The organism is Thermomonas flagellata (assembly GCF_022419185.1).
Taxonomy (GTDB): domain Bacteria; phylum Pseudomonadota; class Gammaproteobacteria; order Xanthomonadales; family Xanthomonadaceae; genus Thermomonas; species Thermomonas flagellata.
In genome coordinates this window covers 64,415-82,557 of record NZ_JAJOZK010000009.1, presented here as the reverse complement: position 1 = coordinate 82,557, position 18,143 = coordinate 64,415, and the positions used below count along the sequence as shown (strand labels likewise).

Sequence of the window (18,143 nt, the reverse complement as noted above, 5' to 3'; positions counted from 1 at the left end):
CGCAGGGAAGGATCAGTCGCCGCCGGCGTGCTCCAGCCCGAGGTTGCTGGGCGCGGCGTCGTAGATGCGGCGGTCGAGCAGGCCGGTCTCGCGCGCGACCAGCACCGGCACCAGCATCTGCCCGGTGACGTTGGTCATGGTCCGCATCATGTCCAGGATGCGGTCGATCGCGTACAGGTAGCCGATCGCCGCCAGCGGCAGCCCGGCCGCGCTGAGCACCACGGTGGCCATGATCACCGCGGTGCCCGGCACCCCGGCGGTGCCGAAGCTGCCGAGCACCGAGGCCAGCGCGATCACCAGGTACTGCGCCGGGCTCAGGTCGAGCCCGGCGTACTGGGCAATGAACACCGCCGCCAGCGCCGGGTAGATCGCGCCGCAGCCGTCCATCTTGATGCTGGCCCCGAGCGGCACCGCGAACGCGGCGTAGTCGCGGTCGACCCCGTGGTTGTGGACCACGCTGCGCAGCGACAGCGGCAGCGCGGCGAAGCTGGAGGATGCCACGAACCCGACCTGCATCGCCGGCAGCGCCCCGCGCAGGAACTTGAGCGGGTTCAGCCCGTGCGCCAGCAGCAGGCCGCCGTACACCACCACGATCTGCACCGCGCAGGCCACGTACAGCGCGACCACGAACTGCCCCAGCGGCAGCAGCTTGGCGAAGCCGTAGCCGCCGACCAGCGCGGCGATCAGCGCGAACGTGCCCAGCGGGGTGAACTCCAGCACGAAGCGGGTCACCTGGATCATCAGCGCGTTGGCCTCCGCCGCCAGCGCGCGCAGCTGGCGCCCCTGCTCGCCGATCCGCACCAGCGCGGCGCCGAGCAGCGCGGCGAAGAAGATCACCTGCAGGATGGTGTAGTTGCTCGGCACCAGCACCGCCAGCCCGTCGGCGGTCTTGCCGGTGGCGCTGGCCGACAGCGCGCGGAACGGGTTGGCCGGCACCAGGTTCAGCAGCACGTCCAGCGGCCCCGGCACCTCGCGCGGGCGGTAGTCGGCGGCCAGCTTGAGGTCGGCCAGATCGACCCCGGCGCCCGGGCGCAGCAGCCAGCCGGTGGCCAGCCCGACCGCGACCGCGAGCACCGCGGTGATCGCGAACCACAGCAGGGTGCGCCCGCCGAGCGCGGCCACCGAGCGCTTGCCGTGCAGGGAGCCGACCGCGTTGATCACCGCGAACAGCACCAGCGGGATCGCGATCATCTGGATCAGGTTGACGTACACCTGCCCGACCGGCGCGAGCCAGCGCTCGGCCTGCGGTCCCAGCGCCCAGCCGGCGGCGATCCCGAGCACGAAGCCGAGCAGCACCCGCTGCCAGAACCGGATCCGGAACCACCACTGCAGCATGCCGCCACCTTGCGCCCAAGAAAGCGCCGACCATACCCGAGGCCCGCCCGCGGCGGCAGTGCCGGGATCGGCATGCTGCCGCATGACGGTCAAACTTTTGCGGCCATAATCGCCGGATGGACCGACACCCCCTCCCCCGCCTGCTGCCGTGGCTGGCCGCGTTCGCCCTGAGCGCCTGCGCCAGCGCCCCTCCTTCCGCCCTGTCCGCCGCCCCGGCCGTCGCGCGCGTGGACGTCCCCGCGATCGCCCATCCGCAGGGCGAGACCGCCGCCTGGTGGTTCCGCGCCGGCGCCGCCCAGGCCGCCGAGCGCGGCGCCATGGCCGGGCGCGCCAAGAACCTGATCCTGTTCGTCGGCGACGGCATGAGCCTGCCGACCGTGGCCGCCGCGCGCATCCTCGAAGGCCAGCGCAAGGGCCAGCCGGGCGAGGAGAACCGCCTGTCCTGGGAGCAGTTCCCGGCGACCGCGCTGAGCCGCACCTACAACACCAATTCACAGACCCCGGACTCGGCCGGCACCATGAGCGCGATGGCGACCGGGGTGAAGACCCGCATGGGCGTGCTCAGCATCGCCCAGACCGCGCCGCGCGACGACTGCGACGCCGCCCTCGAGGCCCCGCTGCTGACCCTGTGGGAGCTGGCCGCCAGCACCGGGATGGCGACCGGCGTGGTCACCACCACCCGCGTCACCCACGCCACCCCCGCCGCCACCTTCAGCCACAGCGCCGAGCGCGACTGGGAGAACGACACCCAGCTGCCGGCCAAGGCGCGCGCCGCCGGCTGCCTCGACATCGCCCGCCAGATGGTGGAAAGCCCGTACGGCAGCGGCCCGGACGTGCTGATGGGCGGCGGCCGCATCAACCTGATGCCGGCCAGCCAGCGCGATCCGGAATACCCGCAGCTGTCCGGCGCCCGCGGCGACGGCCGCGACCTGATCGCCGAGTGGCTGAAGCGCCACCCGGGCGGGGTCTACGTCTGGAACGAGGCGCAGCTGCGGCAGGCCCCGGACGACAAGCCGCTGCTCGGCCTGTTCGAGCCGGACCACATGCACTTCGAGCACGACCGCCCGCAGGACAAGGCCGGCGAGCCCTCGCTGGCGGAGATGACGCGCGCGGCCATCACCCGCCTGGCGCGCAATCCGAACGGCTTCGTGCTGCTGGTCGAGGGCGGCCGCATCGACCACGCCCACCACGCTGGCAACGCCTTCCGCGCGCTGACCGACACCATCGCCCTGTCCGACGCGGTGCGCGTGGCCGCGCAGATGACCTCCCCGGAGGACACCCTGATCGTGGTCACCGCCGACCACTCGCACACCCTGAGCTTCGTCGGCTATCCCGCGCGCGGCAACCCGATCCTGGGCAAGGTCAAGGGCGGCAGCGGCGAGGACTCCGACCCCGAGAAGCTGGCGCTGGACGCGACCGGGCGCCCCTACACCACCCTGAGCTATGCCAACGGCCCGGGCTACGTCGGCGCCAGCAACAGCCAGCCGGAAGGGCCCAAGCACTTCGAGCACGACGCCAAGGGCGTGCAGCCGGCGCGCAACGGCCGCCCGGACCTCACCCAGGTGGACACCGAGGCCCCGGACTACCTGCAGGAAGCGCTGGTGCCGACCCGCGCGGAGACCCACGGCGGCGACGACGTCGGCATCTGGGCGCGCGGCCCGGGCAGCGCCGCGGTGCGCGGCAGCGTGGAGCAGAACGCGATCTTCCACTTCCTGCTGCAGGCCAACCCGCGCCTGCGCCAGGCGCTGTGCGCCAAGGGCCTGTGCGACGCGGACGGGGTGCCGGTGCAACTGCCGCCGCCGCAGGCGTTCGCCGGCCACTGAACGCCCGCACGGGGGCGGCGCGGGGCCTGCCCGCGCCGCCCGCCGCCGCTCAGAACGGCTTGGCCAGCACCAGCCAGATCACCATCAACAGCAGCACCACCGGGATCTCGTTGAACCAGCGCAGGGCGGTGGCCGAGGGCAGCGCGCCGCCGCTGCCGGCGCGCTTCACCCAGCGCCCGGCGAGCACGAAATGCACCAGCAGCAGCGCCACCAGCAGCAGCTTGGCATGCAGCCAGCCGCCGCCGATGTGGAAGTGCAGCCACAACACCAGCCCGAGCACGAACGCGATCCCGAACACGATGTGGCCGAAGCGGTACAGGCGCCGCCCCATCAGCACCAGCCGCGCGCGCACCGGCGGGTCGTCGCCGGCCTCGGCCAGGTTGACCAGGATCCGCGGCAGGTAGAACACCGCCGCCATCCAGGCGATCACGAACAGCAGGTGGAAGGTCTTGGTCAAGAGGTAGGCCATGGCCGGCTCGCGCGGGGATCCGGCCGGTAGGATGCCACGATGGCCAAGACCTACGACCGCGCCTACTTCGACCACTGGTACCGCCGCCGGGGCCTGGGCGGGGCCGCGCGCCTGCGGCGCAAGGTGCAGCTGGCGCTGGCGACCGCCGAGTACCACCTCGAGCGCCCGGTCCGCACTGTGCTCGACATCGGCTGCGGCGAGGGCGCCTGGCGCGCCCCGCTGCTGGCGCTACGGCCGCGGCTGCGCTACCTCGGCTTCGACCCCAGCGCCTACGCGATCGCCCGCTACGGCCGCACGCGCAACCTGCATCCGGCGCGCTTTTCCGATTTCGCGCAGCTGCGCCCCTGCCCGCCGGTCGACCTGCTGGTCTGCAGCGACGTGCTGCACTACCTGGACACCGACGAGCTGCGGCGCGGGCTGCCGGGGCTGGCGGCGCTGTGCGGCGGAGTCGCCTTCCTCGAGGTGTTCACCGCCGAGGATGCGATCGAGGGCGACCGGGTCGGATTCCAGCCGCGCCCGGCAGCCTGGTACCGGCGCCGGCTGCGCGCGCTCGGGCTGCAGCCGCTCGGCTCGCACTGCTGGCTGTCGCCGCGATTGGCAAGCGGCACGACCGCGCTGGAACGTCCGGACTGATCCCGGCCCGGCGTTCAGCCGCCAGTCCGGGCGGTCAAGGCGGCGCTGCGCGCATCGCGCTATGCTGCGCCGCCGCAAACCGGGTGGATGTCCTGCCATGCTGCTGTATCCGCTGCACGAACTCTGGCGCGCCAGCCTTGCCCCCTACGCCTATTGGGCACAGGCCGGCGCGCAGATGTACTCCGCCCCCGACAGCTGGCTGTCGGCCCTGCCCGGCGCCGCGCGCACCGCGGCCGGCTTCGAGCTGCTGTACCGGCTGGGCAAGGACTACGAGAAGCCCGCGTTCGGCATCCACCAGATCGAGGTCGAAGGGCTGCCGGTGCCGGTGGTCGAGCGGGTCGAACTGGAGAAGCCGTTCTGCCGACTGCTGCGGTTCAAGCGCTACCACGACCAGGCCGACGGCCTGGCGCGGATGAAGGACGACCCGACCGTGTTGGTGGTGGCGCCGCTGTCCGGCCACCACGCCACCCTGCTGCGCGACACCGTGCGCACCCTGCTGGCCGACCACAAGGTCTACATCACCGACTGGACCGACGCGCGCATGGTCCCGGCCGAGGTCGGCCCGTTCACCCTCGAGGACTACATCGACTACGTGCAGGCGTTCCTGCGCCACCTCGGCGCCGACCGCGTGCACGTGATCAGCGTGTGCCAGCCCACCGTCCCGGTGCTGGCCGCGGTGTCGCTGATGGCCGCGCGCGGCGAGCCGGTGCCGCGCTCGCTGACCATGATGGGCGGCCCGATCGACACCCGGCAGTCGCCGACCGCGGTCAACAACCTCGCCACCCGCCATCCGCTGTGGTGGTTCGAGACCAACCTGATCCACACCGTGCCGGCCAACTACCCCGGCGCCGGGCGCCGGGTCTACCCCGGCTTCCTGCAGCACCTGGGCTTCGTGGCGATGAACCCGGAGCGGCATTCGCTCTCGCACTGGGACTTCTACCAGGACCTGGTCAAGGGCGACCTCGAGTCCGCGGACGCGCACCGCCGCTTCTACGACGAATACAACGCCGTGCTCGACCTGCCGGCGGAGTACTACTTGGACACCGTGCGCATTGTGTTCCAGCAGCACCTGCTGCCGCGCGGGCTATGGGACGTGCGCGGCGAGCGCGTGCGCCCGCAGGCGATCACCGCCAGCGCCCTGCTGACCATCGAGGGCGAGCTGGACGACATCTCCGGCCAGGGCCAGACCCGCGCCGCGCACGCGCTGTGCCGCGGCATCCCGGCCGCCGACCACCAGCACCTGACCGTCGCCGGCGCCGGCCACTACGGCATCTTCAGCGGCCGCCGCTGGCGCACCCAGGTCTACCCGCAGGTGCGCGACTTCATCGCCGCGCACGACCGCGCCCCGGCCGCCGCCGCGGGCGCTCACCCCGGGCTCACGGGAACCGCCGCACGCTCCCGCAGAGGCACCCGGAGGACCCCTGCCATGCCCCGCGGCGACAAATCCGCCTACACCGACAAGCAGCAGCGCGAGGCCCGCGCCATCGCCGAGAGCGAACTGGCCCGCGGCCACAGCCGCGAGGAGGCCGAGCGCATCGCCTGGGCCACGGTCAACAAGCGCGACGGCGGCGGCAAGCGCAAGCCGCGCAAGGACGGCGCCTCCGGCAGCGCCTGACGCCGCGCGCGGGCGCGGCTATGCTGCCGGCTCGTCCCGGAGCGCCGCCGCATGACCCGCCACGCCCTCGCCTTTGCCCTCACCCTCGCCCTGCTGCCGGCGGCACAGGCCGCCGAGGGCGCCAAGCGCAAATCCGCGCAGGAGATCGTCGATGCCGCGCCGGCCAGCGCCTGGCGCGACCTCGACCAGGCCAACCTGCTCTACCTGACCCTGCCGCGCGGGCAGGTGGTGATCGAACTGGCGCCCGGCTTCGCCCCGGCGCACGTGGCCAACATCCGCGCCCTCGCCCGCGGCGGGTTCTGGAACGGGACCAGCGTGTACCGGGTGCAGGACAATTTCGTGGCGCAGTGGGGCGATGCCGACAGCGACGATCCGGCCAAGGCGCGCCCGCTGCCGGCCGGGGTGGCCGCCCACCTGCCGGCGGAATTCACCCGCAGCGCCAAGGGCCTGCGCTTCGACCGCCTGCCGGACGCGGACGGCTGGGCGCCGCAGGTCGGCTTCGTGGACGGCTTCCCGGCCGCGCGCGACCCCAAGACCGGCAAGGTCTGGATCGCGCACTGCTACGGGGTGGTCGGCGCCGGCCGCAACAACCCGCCCGACAGCAGCACCGGCGCGGAGCTGTATGCCGTGATCGGCCAGTCCCCGCGCGCGCTCGACCACCAGCTCAGCGTGGTCGGGCGGGTGGTGCGCGGGATCGAGCTGCTCAGCAGCCTGCCGCGCGGGCCCGCCCCGATCGGGGTGTATGCGGACCCGGCGCAGCGCACCCCGATCCTGGCCGCGGCGATCGGCAGCGACCTGCCGCCCGCCCAGCGCCTGCCGCTGCAGGCCCTGCGCACCGACAGCCAGGCCTTCCGCGAAGCCACCGAGGCCCGGCGCAACCGGGTCGATGCCTTCTACACCCAGCCGGCCGGGCACATCGACCTGTGCAACGTGCCGCTGCCGGTGCGCGAGGCCCCCGCCGCGCGCTGATCCGGGCGGCATGCCTGCACCGCCTTCAAGTGCGGAGACCGTGATGCCCAAGCCGGCCGGACAGTCGCCTCCCGCATGGCCCGGGATCACCCCGGGCGCCCCGCCGCCGCGGGTCAGAACTCGCGGCTGAAGCGCACCGCCAGCGTCCGCGGCGGGGCGACCACCGTGTACGGCTGATGGCCGCAGGTCAACGCGGCGCACTGGGCGAAGCGGGTGAGCGGGGCACGCTTGTCGAACGTGTTCTTCAGGAACACGTCGATCGTCCAGTTGCCCTTGCGCCAGCCGGCGGCCAGATCGAGCAGGGTATAGGCGTCGAGGTAGCCGAGCAATGCGGTCTCCGCCTCGCGCAGGTCCACCCGGCGCTTGCCGGCGTGCGCCAGCGTCGCCTGCCAGTAGGCCTCGCCCTCGCCGAGGTCGAAGGTGTAGCGCGCGTTGAGGTTGCCCTTGAAGCGCGGCGTGATCGGCAGCTGAGTCCCGCGCGGCGCCTGCGGCCCGCTGACCGGGTTGCCGTTCGGGTCCAGCGTCCCCGGCGGACAGACCGTCTCCGGGCGCCCGTCGCTGCGCAGCCAGCCGCAGTAGTTGGCGGTCAGGCGCGGGTCGTACCAGGCGAAGCCGCCGCTGACCTGCAGGTTGTAGGTCGCCGCCCAGGTGAGATCCAGCTCCAGCCCGTTGATCCGCGCCTGGTTGGCGTTGCGGATCTCGGTCAGGCCGTTCTGCCCGAGGTATGAGAACTGGAAGTCCTTCCAGTCCTCGCGGAACAGCGCGCCGTTGAACACCAGGGCATTGTTGCCCCAGCTGGTCTTCCAGCCGATCTCGTAGTTGGTCAGGAAGTCCGCCTTGTACGGCGGCAGGGTGCCGCGCCGGTTGATGCCGCCGGGACGGTAGCCCTGCGACCAGGTCGCGTACAGCATGCGGCGCGCGTCCACCTGCCAGGTCAGGTTGAGGCGGCCGATCGAGTTGCTCTCGCGCACCGACTTGTCGAGGTTCACGCAGGGTGCGCCGTGGAACTGCTCGGACGAGAAGCACTGCGACACCCCGGTGCTGCTGCTGAAGCCGGCGCCATAGCCGAAGAAGCCCTTGAGCGCGTTGTCGGTGCGGAACCAGCGCTTGCCGGCGGTGACGGTGACGCGCTCGGTGAGGTCGTAGGAGATCTCGCCGAACACCGCCTCGTCGCCGTCGCGGCGCTGCTGCGCGGTCAGCCAGATGGTCTGCGGCCAGCCCGGCACCGACAGCACGTTCGCCAGCCCGTCGATCCGGTAGCGCTGCAGGATGTCGTGGGTCTGGCGCTGCCAGAACAGGCCGGCGGTGACGCGCAGGCGGCGGTCCTGCGGCGAGACCAGGCGCAGCTCGTGGCTGCTGCGGCGGTAGCCGTCCTTGGCCTGGATGTACTGCGCCGGGTTGATGAGGTGGCCGGCATCGTCGTAGAAGTACGCGCCGTAGCCGGCCAGGGTGTCGTACCAGAAGCCGTAGTCGCTGTAGTCGGAGGCCGAGTCCACGTCGCGCCTGAGGTGCGAGAACACGTAGGTGAGGTCGAAGTTGCCGACCTTGCCGGCCACCGTCAGCGCCGCCTGGTACCAGCGGTCGTCGGAGAACTCCGGATAGAAGTGCTTGACCGCCAGCGGCGCGCTGCTGGTGTCGTAGCCGGCGGCCGGGTTGCCCACGTTGGGGTCGATGCCGGCGCTGCCGTAGGCCTTCTGCTTCTGCGCGATCAGCTGCGGGGTGACGGTCCAGTGCTCGTCGAGGTCGAAGCGCAGCGCGCCGCGCACGCCGGCGGTGTCGGCGGTGTTGTAGTTGTCCTTGGCGACCGCGGCGTTGCTGGCGGTGATCCCGGAGGTCGGGTACGTGCGGGTGCCGCGGATGTTGTCCACGTAGCCGGCGTCGTGCTTCTGCCAGCCGACCAGGCGCACCGCCGCGGTGTTGCCCTGGAGCGGCAGGTTGACGAAGCCCTCCAGCACGTGGCCGTAGCCGCCGTGCTCGACTTTGCTGCCCTCGATCGCGAAGCCGGCCGCGAACGCACTCGGATCGGGCTTCTTGGTGATGATGCGCACCGTGCCCGACTGCGAGCTGGCGCCGTACAGGGTGCCCTGCGGGCCGGCCAGCGCCTCGACCCGCTCCATGTCGTACATGTGGATGTCGAGCGCGCCCTGGATGGTGGTGATCGGCTGCTCGTCGAGGTACATGCCCACGCTCGGCTGCGAGCCGGAGTGGTTGCCGTCGCCGCCGCTGGCGACCCCGCGCATGTACACCTGCACGAAGCCCGGGCCGGAGAACACCCCGCCGCCGGCGGTGCCGTAGGACAGGCTCGGGATCAGCTTGGCGTAGTCCTTGAAGTCCTGCACGTCCTGCTGTTCGAGCTGGGTGCTGCCCAGCACCTGCAGGCTGATCGGCACCTTCTGCAGGTTCTCCTCGCGCTTCTGCGCGGTCACGGTGACCGTGCCGAGGGTGCGCGGCTCGCGCTCCTGCGCAGTGGCGGCGGCCGGCGCCGACTGCGCCCAGGCCGGCCCGGCGATCGCGAGGGCGACCGCAGCGGCCAGTGGCAGGGGCGCCGGGCTTCGGCGGCGGACGGACGGACACGACGGACGGCTGGCGCGCATGGCAGGCTCCCCGAAAGCGACTCCCCGTGGGCCTATTACGCTTTTTTTACGCGCTTCCGGCAAGCCCCGGGGGCGGATCCGGGTAATGCGCCAGCACCGGCCCCAGGGCCTGCTCCAACGGCCCGAGCCAGGGCCCATAGTGGCGCCAGCGGCCGATCGCGGCGCTGCTGATCGGGCGCCGCACCTGTTCGGCGCTGGCGGTGCGCACCGCGCGCCGGGTCTCGTGCGGGCGCAGGCAGCGCGGGTCGAACGGCAATCCGCAGTGCGCCAGCAGGGCGCGCACCTCGGTCTCGGTGTCGGCGACCAGGCGCTCGTGCACCACCCGATGCACCCAGCCGGGCAGCACCGCGTCGAAGTGCGCCATCAGCGCGACATAGTCGGCGTAGTAGCGGCCGATGTCGGCCAGGTCGTAGCTGAAGGCCTGCCCGCGCGCGAAGTGCTGCTTGAAATTGGAGAAGCCGCAGTCGAGCGGATGCCGGCGTGCGTCGATCACGATCGCCTGCGGCAGGATCAGCCGCAGCAGCCCCAGATGCGCGAAGTTGTTGGGCATCTTGTCGATGAACAACGGGCGCCCGAGGCGGCGGTGGACCGCGGTGCGCGCCAGGTAGCGCTCGCCCAGCGCGCGCGCCTCCGCGGCGGACAGCCCCGCGACCAGATCGTGGTAGGACGTGCGCTCCGGGTCGCCGGCGCGCGCGCGCAGCTCGCGCACGATCGCGATCAGCTCCGGCAGCTCCATGGTCGCCTCCACCTGCGGGTGGCTGGCGAGGATCTGCTCGATCAGGGTGGACCCGGCGCGCGGCAGCCCGACCACGAAGATCGGCCCGCGCGCGGGGCAACCCCAGCCAGCGCGCGCGGCGAAGAACTCGCGGGTGTAGACCGCGCACGCATGCCGGACGCGGCGGTGGTTGAGCGCGGCGTCGTAGGGCAGCTGGCGTCGGCGCGCGGCATTGCCGGCGGCGTAGTGGGCGAAGCTGGCGGCATGCTCGCCGGCATCCTCGAGCGCCTTGCCGAGCGCGAAGTCCAGGTGCAGTTGGGCGTCCTGGTCGAGATCCGCGCGTTGGCGCTGGTGCCGCATCTGCGCGATGTCCTCGGCGGTCAAACGCTCGGTCTTGAGGTTGGCCAGGCTCCACCACGCGACCCCGAAGCCGGGGTCGAGCCGGATTGCATGGCGGTACGCCGCGACCGCGCGGCCACTCTCGCCTTCGGTCTTGAGCGCATGCCCGAGGCTGGTCCACAGCCGCGGATCGCGCGGGTGCTCGGCGAGCAGGCCCTCGTACAGGGCGATCGCGCCGGCGTAGTCGCCGAGCTTGCCGAGCAGCACCGCGCGCTGGTTGCGCAACGCGGGATCGCGCGGGGCCTGCGCCAGCAGCGCGTCCACCTGCGCCAACGCCTCCGCCTGGCGGTTGCCGCGGTCCAGCGCCAGTGCGTACTGGCGGCGCGCTTCCGCAAAGCCCGGGGCCAGCCGCAGGCATTCCTCCAGCAGCGCGATCGCCTGCTCGTTGCGGCCCAGGCGCAGGCCCAGCTCGGCCAGCATGCGCAGCGCCGCCACGTCCTGCGGCCACTGCCGCAGGCGCGCGCGCAGGCGCTGTTCGGCCTGCGCCAAGTCGTTTTCGGCGAGGGCGCGCCCGGCGGCCAGCAGGGCCGGATCGGCGACGGCCTCCTGCACGTGCCGCAGGAAGGCCACCTCCGCCTGCGCGCGCCGACCGAGGTGGTCGCACCAGTTCCCCAGCCGCAGCCAGCCGCCGGGCAGCGCCGGCTGCAGCGCCAGCGCATGTTCGCCCGCGGCGACCGCCTCCTCCCAGTAATGCATCGCCGCCCAGGCGTCGGCCAGGGCCATGTGCACCTGCGGCGCCGCCGGCTGCTCGGCGGCCAGCGGCTGCAAGACCGCCAGCGCCGCCTGCGGCTGCTGCTGGGCGAGCCGAGCCATGCCCAGCAGCAGGCGGGCCGGCGGATGCCCGGGCAGCGCCTCCAGCAGGGCCTCGGCCTGCGCGGCCGCCAGCGCCGGCGCCTCCGCCAGCAGCGAGAAGCCGTGCGCGAGCGCAGCATCGGCAGTGGCCAGCGGCGGCGCGGTGGTCATGCCCGGATCATACGGCCGCGCCCGCCAGGTGCGCTGGGCATGACCCTTGGCGGTTGCCAGCCGCGCGCGGCTGCCGCAGGCTGCGCCGGTCCCGTCCGCCCCGGCCGCCATGTCCCGACTGCCCGCCCTCTGCCTCACCCTGCTGCTGGCCGCCTGCGCGCTGCCGGCCCAGGCTCGCGATGCCGCCCCCGCCTGCCCGCCGATCGCGCTGGCCGCGCCCGATGCCGGTGCGGTGCGTACCCCGAGCGCGCCCGACGCCTGGGGCGGGCCGCGCAGCGGCCGCGAGGCCACCCTGTCCGACCGGGTGGTGACCTATGCGATCCAGGCCGAGCTGGACCCGGACAAGCACACCGTCCGCGGCCGCCAGCAGCTGACCTGGCGCAACCGCAGCGCGCAGCCGGTGTGCAGCGTGTACCTGCACCTGTACCTCAATGCCTTCGAGGGGCCGGGCAGCACCTTCATGACCGAGCAGCGCGCCAGCGAGCGTGGCTTCCGCAGCAACGTGGCCACCGGCGACGGCGAATACGGCTACATCCGCCTCGAGCGCGTGACCCAGGGCGGGCAGCCGGCGCGCTGGACCTTCGTGCAGCCGGACCACGGCCCGAAGACCGACCGCACGGTGGTGCGCATCGACCTGCCGCAGGCAGTCTCACCCGGCGCCAGCACCACCCTGGACATCGCCTTCTTCGACCAGCTGCCGCGGGTGGTCGCGCGCACCGGCTACTACGGCAGCTTCCACCTGATCGCGCAGTGGTTCCCCAAGATCGCGGTGCTCGAGCTGCCGGGCGAGCGCGGCGCCACCGCACCGCGCTGGAACGCGCACGAGTTCCACCTGCACAGCGAATTCTACGCCGACTTCGGGCTGTACGACGTGCGCCTGACCGTGCCCGACGGCTACACCGTCGGCGCGACCGGCGAGCTGGTCGCGCCGCCGCGGCGGCAGGGCGGCAAGACCACCTGGCACTACCGCCAGGGCGACGTGCACGACTTCGCCTGGACCGCCGACAAGCGCTATGCGCCACCGCTGGAGAAGACCTGGGCCGGGCCGCTCGGGCCGGTCGCGGTCAAGGTGCTCTACCCGCCGGAATACGCCAGCAACGCCGGGCCGGTGCTGCAGGCCACGATCGACGCGCTGGAGTATTTCTCGCGCACGCTCGGGCCGTACCCCTACCGCACGGTGACCGCGGTGATCCCGCCCTACGGCGCCCAGGAAGCCGGCGGCATGGAGTACCCGACCTTCTTCACCGCCGACAACACCGACACCGTGACCCCCGGCAGCCTGCAGCGCTGGATGCTGGATTTCGTCACCATCCACGAGTTCGGGCACGGCTATTTCTACGGGATCCTCGCCTCCAACGAGTTCGAGGAGCCGATGCTCGACGAGGGCATGAACGAGTACTGGGACCAGCGCATGATGACCGCGCGCGGCCAGGACCTGGTGCTGGAACGCCCATGGTCGCGGCTGTTCGGGATCGGGATGCGGCTGACCCCGTTCCAGATGGAGCGCCTGGGCGCCGCGCTGCGGGATCCGGCCGACCCGCTCGGCGCCAATTCTTGGAACCGGATGTCCAGCGCCAGCTACGGCACCGTGTACTCGCGCACCGCGACCGCCATGCGCCAGCTCGAGGCGCTGGTCGGCAGCCCGGCGATGGAACGCGCGATGCGGCTGTACTACCAGCGCTGGAAGTTCCGCCACCCCTCGATCGCCGACCTGCGCGCGGCGCTGGCCGAGGGCACCGGGCGCGCGGACCTGGTGGACGGGGTGTTCGAGTCCTTCGTCTACGGCACCGGCGCGGTCGACGACCGCATCGCCGCACTCAGCAGCCGCGAGCTGCTGCCGCGCCCGGGCTACCTGCCCTACCGCGGGCGCATGGTCGCGGTCGACCAGGCCCAGATCGACGCCGCGATCGCGCGCCGGCGCGCGCAGTGGCGGGCCGCGCATCCGCAGGCGCCGGCCTGGCAGGGCGCATTCCCCTACCAGACCACCGTGCTGGTGCGGCGCGACGGCATCGCCGCGCCGCAGCTGCTGCGGGTGCGCTTCGCCGACGGCAGCCGGCGCGACATCGTGGTGGACGCGCCCGGGCGCTGGCAGCGCTTCACCTTCGTGACCCCGGCGCGCGCGGTGTCCGCCGAGCTGGATCCAGACCACCGGCTGTGGATGGACCGCGACAAGCTGGACGATTCGCGCACCCTGGAGGCCGATGCCCGCGCCAGCCGGCGCTGGTTCGGCGACCTCATCGCGCTGCTGCAGTCCGCCTTCGCCCTGCTGACCTTCGCCTGAGGCCCGCCATGTCCGCGACCGCCGCGCCCCTGTCCCTGCGCTCCGCCCTCGTCCCCGCCCTGCGCGCCGCCCTGCAGTGGCGGCTGTGGCTGCTGTGGGTGCTGGCCAGCCTCGCCGCCGCCGTGCTCGCCGCGCTGCCGGCCTGGGGCTGGCTGGGCGACCGCTTCGACCATTCCGTGCACGCCGCGGCGATCGCGGCCGGGCGCGCCCCCGCGCTGGCGCTGGACGCGCTGCTGGCGCGCGAGGCACCGCTCGTGCTGCTGGGCACCAACATCGCCGCGCACGCGCTGCTGATGCTGCTGCTGGCGCCGCTGCTGGCCGGCGCGGTGCTGGCCGCGATCCGCGCGCGCACCCCGCTTGGGTTCGGCGCCCTGCTGCGCGGCGCGATCGGCGAATACGGCCCGCTGCTGCGGATGCTGCTGTGGTCGCTGCTGCTGCTGGCGCTGGCGGCGGCAGTGGCGGCCGGGCTGCTGGCCGCCAACGCCGCCGCGCACCCGCACGCGGTGCTGGCCAGCGAGTTGGTCCCCGGCAACCGCCTGGCGCAGGGGGTCGGGCTGGTGCTGGCGGTGCTGGCCCTGGCCAGCACCGACGCCGGCCGCGGCTGGCTGGCGGCGGACGGCCGCCGGCGTTCCGCACTCGCGGCCTGGTGGCGGGGGCTGAAGCTGCTGCTGCGGCGTCCGCTGGCGGTGCTCGGGGTCTGGGTCGGGACCTGGCTGGCCGGGCTGCTGCCGGCGCTGGCCCTGCTCTGGCTGCGCCAGCAGGTGGACGGCGGCGGCCTCGCGGCGGTGCTGGCCGCGCTGCTGCTGGCCAGCCTGATCGTGGCGGTGCTGGCCTGGTCGCGGATCGCCCGCCTGTACGCGCTTGCGGCGCTGGCCGCGGACTGCCACGCGCGTCGCTGAACGCGGCCGCCCGGCGCGCTACCATCGGGGCGCACCACACCGGGGGGAATCCGCGTGTCCCTGTTCGACCTGTTCCGCCGCCGCCGCGCTCCGGCGCCCGCCGCGACGCCCGGCCCTGCGCCGCAGGCACCGCTGCCGGCCGATCCCACCACCGATCCGGTCGCGGCCGCGCCGGATCCGGGCGACGGCCACGACGGCCCCGAGCGCAGGCAGAAGCCACGCCGCAACGCGCGCCCCGGCACGCGCATGCTGGTGATCGACGACTCCCCGACCATCGTCGCCCTGCTCAAGCGCATGCTGCAGCAGAACCAGTACGCGGTGCTGGAAGCCGGCGACGCCGAGAGCGGGATCGAACTCGCCCGCCGCGAGGTGCCGGACCTGATCTTCCTGGACATCGTGCTGCCGGGCATGGACGGCTTCAACGCGCTGCGCGCGCTGCGCCGCGACGAGCGCACCCGCCACATCCCGATCATCATGATCAGCGGCAATGCCGCCGCCACCGAGCAGTTCTACGTGCAGCGGATCGGCGCCGACGACTTCATGAAGAAGCCGTTCTCGCGCGCGGAGGTGTTCAGCCGGATCGAGGCGCTGCTGGACGCGGACGACGTGCCGCGCCACCAGGCGCGCCCGCGCACGCGTGCGCAGGACGCCGCCGCCACCCCGCCCGCCTGAGGCGCCCGCTCAGCGCGCGGCGGGGGCCTCGGCCGCGACCGGCACCAGGCGCAGGTCCTGGAAGTCGAAGCTGAAGTCGGTCAGCGGCGACACCGGCTGCATGCGCACCTCGCGGATGCGGCCGTCGGGATCGAGCGCGAAGCTAACGAAGGCGTCCGCGTTCAGGCTGCGGTCGCGCCAGCGCACCAGGAAGGTGTCGTGCTGCCAGTGGCTGAGCGTGCCGGCGAGATCCGGGGTGTGCGCGAACTGCATCTGCAGCTGTTTGCCGACCAGCCGGATCTGCACGTCGCCGTACCAGGGATCGCGGTAGGTACCGGCGTACTTCGCCAGCGGCAGCGATGGCGTGCTCGCGGCGTCGCGCGCGGCCAGGTGCTTGTTCCAGTCGGCCTCGGCATTGCCCTGCGCCTTGGCCTGCGCGGCGGCGTAGGCGGACACCCAGTCGTGCGGCGCGCGCCCGAGCAGCAGGTCGAGCGCGGCGTAGGTGATGGCATTGAACGCCGCCCCGGATTCGGCATTGGTCAGGACCACGATGCCGATCCCGCGCTCCGGCACCAGGGTCAGGCGCGAGACCTGCCCCGGCCAGCCGCCGGTGTGCCAGACCAGCTTGTGCCCGGCGTAGTCCGACAGCTGCCAGCCCTGCGCGTAGCCGAGGAAGTTGGGCACCGCCGGCGCCAGTGCCGGCACCGCGGGTGCCGGCACCGGGATCGGGGTCAGCATGGTCCACATCTGGCGCTGGGTGGCGGCGCTGAACAGGCGCTTGCCGCCGCCGTCCGGGATCTCGCCGGCGGCCAGCTGCAGGCGCATCCAGCGCGCCATGTCGTGCGCGCTGGAATAGATGCCGCCGGCGCCGGACACGTTGCGCCAGCTGGTCGGGGTCGGGATCGGGCGCAGGTCCTTGAAGTCGTACTTGGCGTGCCCGATCGCCACGTCGTCGCCGGCGGCGAGGTCGTCGCTGTTGTAGCGGGTCTCGGCCATGCCCAGCGGCTGCCAGATGCGCTGCTGCAGGAACTGCTTGAAGCTCTGCCCGGAGGCCTGCTCGACCACCAGCTGGGCGACCCCGAACAGGATGTTGTCGTAGGCGTACTGCTCGCGGAAGCCGCCGGCCAGCGGCACGTCCTTCAGGCGCTCGGCCACCTCGCGGGTGGTGTAGGTGGTGGTCGGCCAGTACAGCAGGTCGCCGGCACCCAGCCCCAGCCCGGAACGGTGCGCGAGCAGGTCGCGCACGCGCATGTGGAAGGTGACGTAGGGATCGCTCATGCGGAACCACGGCAGGTGATCGATCACCCGGTCGGTCAGCTTCAGGCGGCCGTCCTCCTGCAGCATGTTCAGCGCGGTGGCGGTGAACGCCTTGGTGTTGGAGGCGATCGCGAACAGGGTGTGCGCATCCACCTTCGCCGGCTTGCCCAGCTCGCGCACGCCGTAGCCGCGCTCGAGCACCACCTGCCCGTCCCGGACCAGCGCCACCGCCACGCCCGGCACCTCGAACTGGCGCCGGACCTGCTCGACCACCGCGTCGAACCGGGCCTGCGCCGCCGCATCCAGCGCCGGGGCCGGCAGCGGCGCCTGGGTGTCGTCGATCCGGATCGGCGGCGGCGCGGGGGCGGCGGGCGTGGACTGGGCGGCGGCGCTGCCGGCCACGGCGAGGGCAAGCAGCAACGCCGGCAGGCGCGGACGCAGCGTCGGGATCGGGGGCATCGCAAGGGCTCCTTCGGGCTGCCGCGAGTATGCCGCGGCCGATGCCGCGCGCACGCGCCGATGGTCATGCCGCCGCGGGCGGCGGGCGGCGCTCGGCGATAATCGCCGGATGCGCGACCCGGCCACCACCCGCGCCCTCTGGCAGATCCACCTGTGCGTGCTGCTGTGGGGCTTCACCGCCATCCTCGGGAAACTGATCACCCTGCCGGCGCTGCCGCTGGTGTGGTGGCGGATGCTGATCGTGGTCGCCGCGCTCGCGCTGCTGCCGGCGGTCTGGCGCGGGCTGCGCGCGATCCCGGTGCGCGCGCGCTGGGCCTACGCCGGGATCGGCGCGCTGGTGGCGCTGCACTGGCTGACCTTCTACGGCGCGATCAAGCTGTCGAACGCCTCGGTCGCGGCTACCTGCATCGCGTTCGCCACCCCGATCACCGCGCTGGTGGAACCGCTGCTGACCGGGCGCCGCTTCCAGCCGCGCGAACTGCTGCTCGGGCTGGCGGCGCTGCCGGGGATTTGGCTGGTGGTCGGCGGGGTGCCGGCCGGGATGCACGCCGGGATCGCGATCGGGGTGCTCTCGGCCGCGCTGGTCGCCGTGTTCGGCAGCCTCAACAAGCGCATGGTCGAAGCCGGCGAGCCGCTGGCGGTGACCGCGCTGGAGCTGGGCGCCGGGGTGCTGACCCTGAGCCTGCTGGCGCCGCTGATGCCGCGGCTGATGCCGGCGTTCGCCGGGCCGGTGCTGGCGCTGCCGGCCGGGATGGACGTGCTCTGGCTGCTGCTGCTCGCGCTGGGCTGCACCCTGCTGCCGTTCGCGCTGTGCCTGGTCGCGCTGCGCCACCTGTCGGCGTTCACCGCGCAGCTGGCGGTCAACCTCGAGCCGGTGTACGCGATCGTGCTGGCGGCGCTGCTGCTGGGCGAGCAGCAAGAGCTGAGCGCGCGCTTCTACGCCGGGGTGGCGATCATCCTCGGGGCGGTGTTCGCGCATGCGCTGCTGCTCGGCCGGCGCGGGCCGCAGCCGCCGGAGCACGCCGAGCTGCTGGGCGTGAGCGAGGCCAAGCAGGTCGCCGAGGAGTGAGCGGTGACGGCG

At 73.2% G+C, this 18,143-nt stretch carries 12 protein-coding genes and 1 pseudogene; 8 read left to right on the top strand and 5 right to left on the bottom strand.

The window, feature by feature from the left end:
• Positions 1-12: 12 nt before the first annotated feature.
• Complete coding sequence (locus tag ML340_RS09580; protein WP_240099053.1) at positions 13-1,335, bottom strand: dicarboxylate/amino acid:cation symporter; 1,323 nt, start codon at positions 1,333-1,335, stop codon at positions 13-15.
• A 116-nt stretch (positions 1,336-1,451) separates the two neighbouring features.
• Here ML340_RS09580 and ML340_RS09575 point away from each other — a divergent pair, with 116 nt between their 5' ends.
• A complete protein-coding gene (locus ML340_RS09575; RefSeq protein WP_240099051.1) occupies positions 1,452-3,158 on the top strand; it encodes an alkaline phosphatase in 1,707 nt (568 codons plus the stop codon).
• Positions 3,159-3,207: 49 nt separating this feature from the next.
• On the opposite strand, the gene ML340_RS09570 is transcribed toward ML340_RS09575, so the two are convergent.
• A complete protein-coding gene (locus ML340_RS09570; protein ID WP_240099049.1) occupies positions 3,208-3,627 on the bottom strand; it encodes a HemJ family protein in 420 nt (139 codons plus the stop codon).
• Positions 3,628-3,666: 39 nt separating this feature from the next.
• Here ML340_RS09570 and ML340_RS09565 point away from each other — a divergent pair, with 39 nt between their 5' ends.
• The 3 genes and pseudogenes from ML340_RS09565 to ML340_RS09555 all read left to right on the top strand — a co-directional run bounded on the left by ML340_RS09565 (position 3,667) and on the right by ML340_RS09555 (position 6,844).
• Positions 3,667-4,260, top strand: coding sequence for a class I SAM-dependent DNA methyltransferase (locus ML340_RS09565; RefSeq protein WP_240099047.1), 594 nt, complete (start codon positions 3,667-3,669; stop codon positions 4,258-4,260).
• 61 nt (positions 4,261-4,321) lie between these two features.
• A pseudogene (locus ML340_RS09560) lies at positions 4,322-5,662 on the top strand (polyhydroxyalkanoate depolymerase); the annotation flags it as partial.
• A 264-nt stretch (positions 5,663-5,926) separates the two neighbouring features.
• Complete coding sequence (locus ML340_RS09555; RefSeq protein ID WP_338064429.1) at positions 5,927-6,844, top strand: peptidylprolyl isomerase; 918 nt, start codon at positions 5,927-5,929, stop codon at positions 6,842-6,844.
• 113 nt (positions 6,845-6,957) lie between these two features.
• On the opposite strand, the gene ML340_RS09550 is transcribed toward ML340_RS09555, so the two are convergent.
• Complete coding sequence (locus ML340_RS09550) at positions 6,958-9,438, bottom strand: TonB-dependent receptor (protein ID WP_240099045.1); 2,481 nt, start codon at positions 9,436-9,438, stop codon at positions 6,958-6,960.
• A 46-nt stretch (positions 9,439-9,484) separates the two neighbouring features.
• Positions 9,485-11,515 (bottom strand): tetratricopeptide repeat-containing sulfotransferase family protein, encoded by a 2,031-nt coding sequence (locus ML340_RS09545; protein ID WP_240099043.1) that lies wholly within the window; start codon positions 11,513-11,515, stop codon positions 9,485-9,487.
• A 109-nt stretch (positions 11,516-11,624) separates the two neighbouring features.
• On the opposite strand from ML340_RS09545, the gene ML340_RS09540 reads away from it, so the two are divergent.
• From ML340_RS09540 to ML340_RS09530, 3 genes are read left to right on the top strand one after another with little or no spacing between them, the layout of a single operon-like run.
• Complete coding sequence (locus ML340_RS09540; RefSeq protein ID WP_240099041.1) at positions 11,625-13,796, top strand: M1 family metallopeptidase; 2,172 nt, start codon at positions 11,625-11,627, stop codon at positions 13,794-13,796.
• A gap of 8 nt (positions 13,797-13,804) precedes the next feature.
• Positions 13,805-14,695: a hypothetical protein gene (locus ML340_RS09535; protein WP_240099039.1), complete on the top strand. Its 891-nt coding sequence runs from the start codon at positions 13,805-13,807 to the stop codon at positions 14,693-14,695.
• 54 nt (positions 14,696-14,749) lie between these two features.
• On the top strand, positions 14,750-15,367 hold the full coding sequence (locus tag ML340_RS09530; RefSeq protein ID WP_240099037.1) for a response regulator: 618 nt from the start codon (positions 14,750-14,752) through the stop codon (positions 15,365-15,367).
• 9 nt (positions 15,368-15,376) lie between these two features.
• Here the strand turns inward: ML340_RS09530 and ML340_RS09525 are convergent, their stop codons facing one another.
• Positions 15,377-17,062 carry a serine hydrolase gene (locus ML340_RS09525; protein WP_240099035.1) on the bottom strand — a complete coding sequence of 562 codons (1,686 nt, stop codon included), beginning with the start codon at positions 17,060-17,062 and terminating at the stop codon, positions 15,377-15,379.
• Positions 17,063-17,171: 109 nt separating this feature from the next.
• Here ML340_RS09525 and ML340_RS09520 point away from each other — a divergent pair, with 109 nt between their 5' ends.
• Positions 17,172-18,131: a DMT family transporter gene (locus tag ML340_RS09520; protein ID WP_240099033.1), complete on the top strand. Its 960-nt coding sequence runs from the start codon at positions 17,172-17,174 to the stop codon at positions 18,129-18,131.
• Positions 18,132-18,143 lie beyond the last annotated feature (12 nt).

Bases quoted from the DNA above. Each gene is read 5' to 3' on its own strand.
- ML340_RS09580 (WP_240099053.1), bottom strand. From the start codon at position 1,335: ATGCTGCAGTGGTGGTTCCGGATCCGGTTCTGGCAGCGGGTGCTGCTC.
- ML340_RS09575 (WP_240099051.1), top strand. From the start codon at position 1,452: ATGGACCGACACCCCCTCCCCCGCCTGCTGCCGTGGCTGGCCGCGTTC.
- ML340_RS09570 (WP_240099049.1), bottom strand. From the start codon at position 3,627: ATGGCCTACCTCTTGACCAAGACCTTCCACCTGCTGTTCGTGATCGCC.
- ML340_RS09565 (WP_240099047.1), top strand. From the start codon at position 3,667: ATGGCCAAGACCTACGACCGCGCCTACTTCGACCACTGGTACCGCCGC.
- ML340_RS09555 (WP_338064429.1), top strand. From the start codon at position 5,927: ATGACCCGCCACGCCCTCGCCTTTGCCCTCACCCTCGCCCTGCTGCCG.
- ML340_RS09550 (WP_240099045.1), bottom strand. From the start codon at position 9,438: ATGCGCGCCAGCCGTCCGTCGTGTCCGTCCGTCCGCCGCCGAAGCCCG.
- ML340_RS09545 (WP_240099043.1), bottom strand. From the start codon at position 11,515: ATGACCACCGCGCCGCCGCTGGCCACTGCCGATGCTGCGCTCGCGCAC.
- ML340_RS09540 (WP_240099041.1), top strand. From the start codon at position 11,625: ATGTCCCGACTGCCCGCCCTCTGCCTCACCCTGCTGCTGGCCGCCTGC.
- ML340_RS09535 (WP_240099039.1), top strand. From the start codon at position 13,805: ATGTCCGCGACCGCCGCGCCCCTGTCCCTGCGCTCCGCCCTCGTCCCC.
- ML340_RS09525 (WP_240099035.1), bottom strand. From the start codon at position 17,062: ATGCCCCCGATCCCGACGCTGCGTCCGCGCCTGCCGGCGTTGCTGCTT.
- ML340_RS09520 (WP_240099033.1), top strand. From the start codon at position 17,172: ATGCGCGACCCGGCCACCACCCGCGCCCTCTGGCAGATCCACCTGTGC.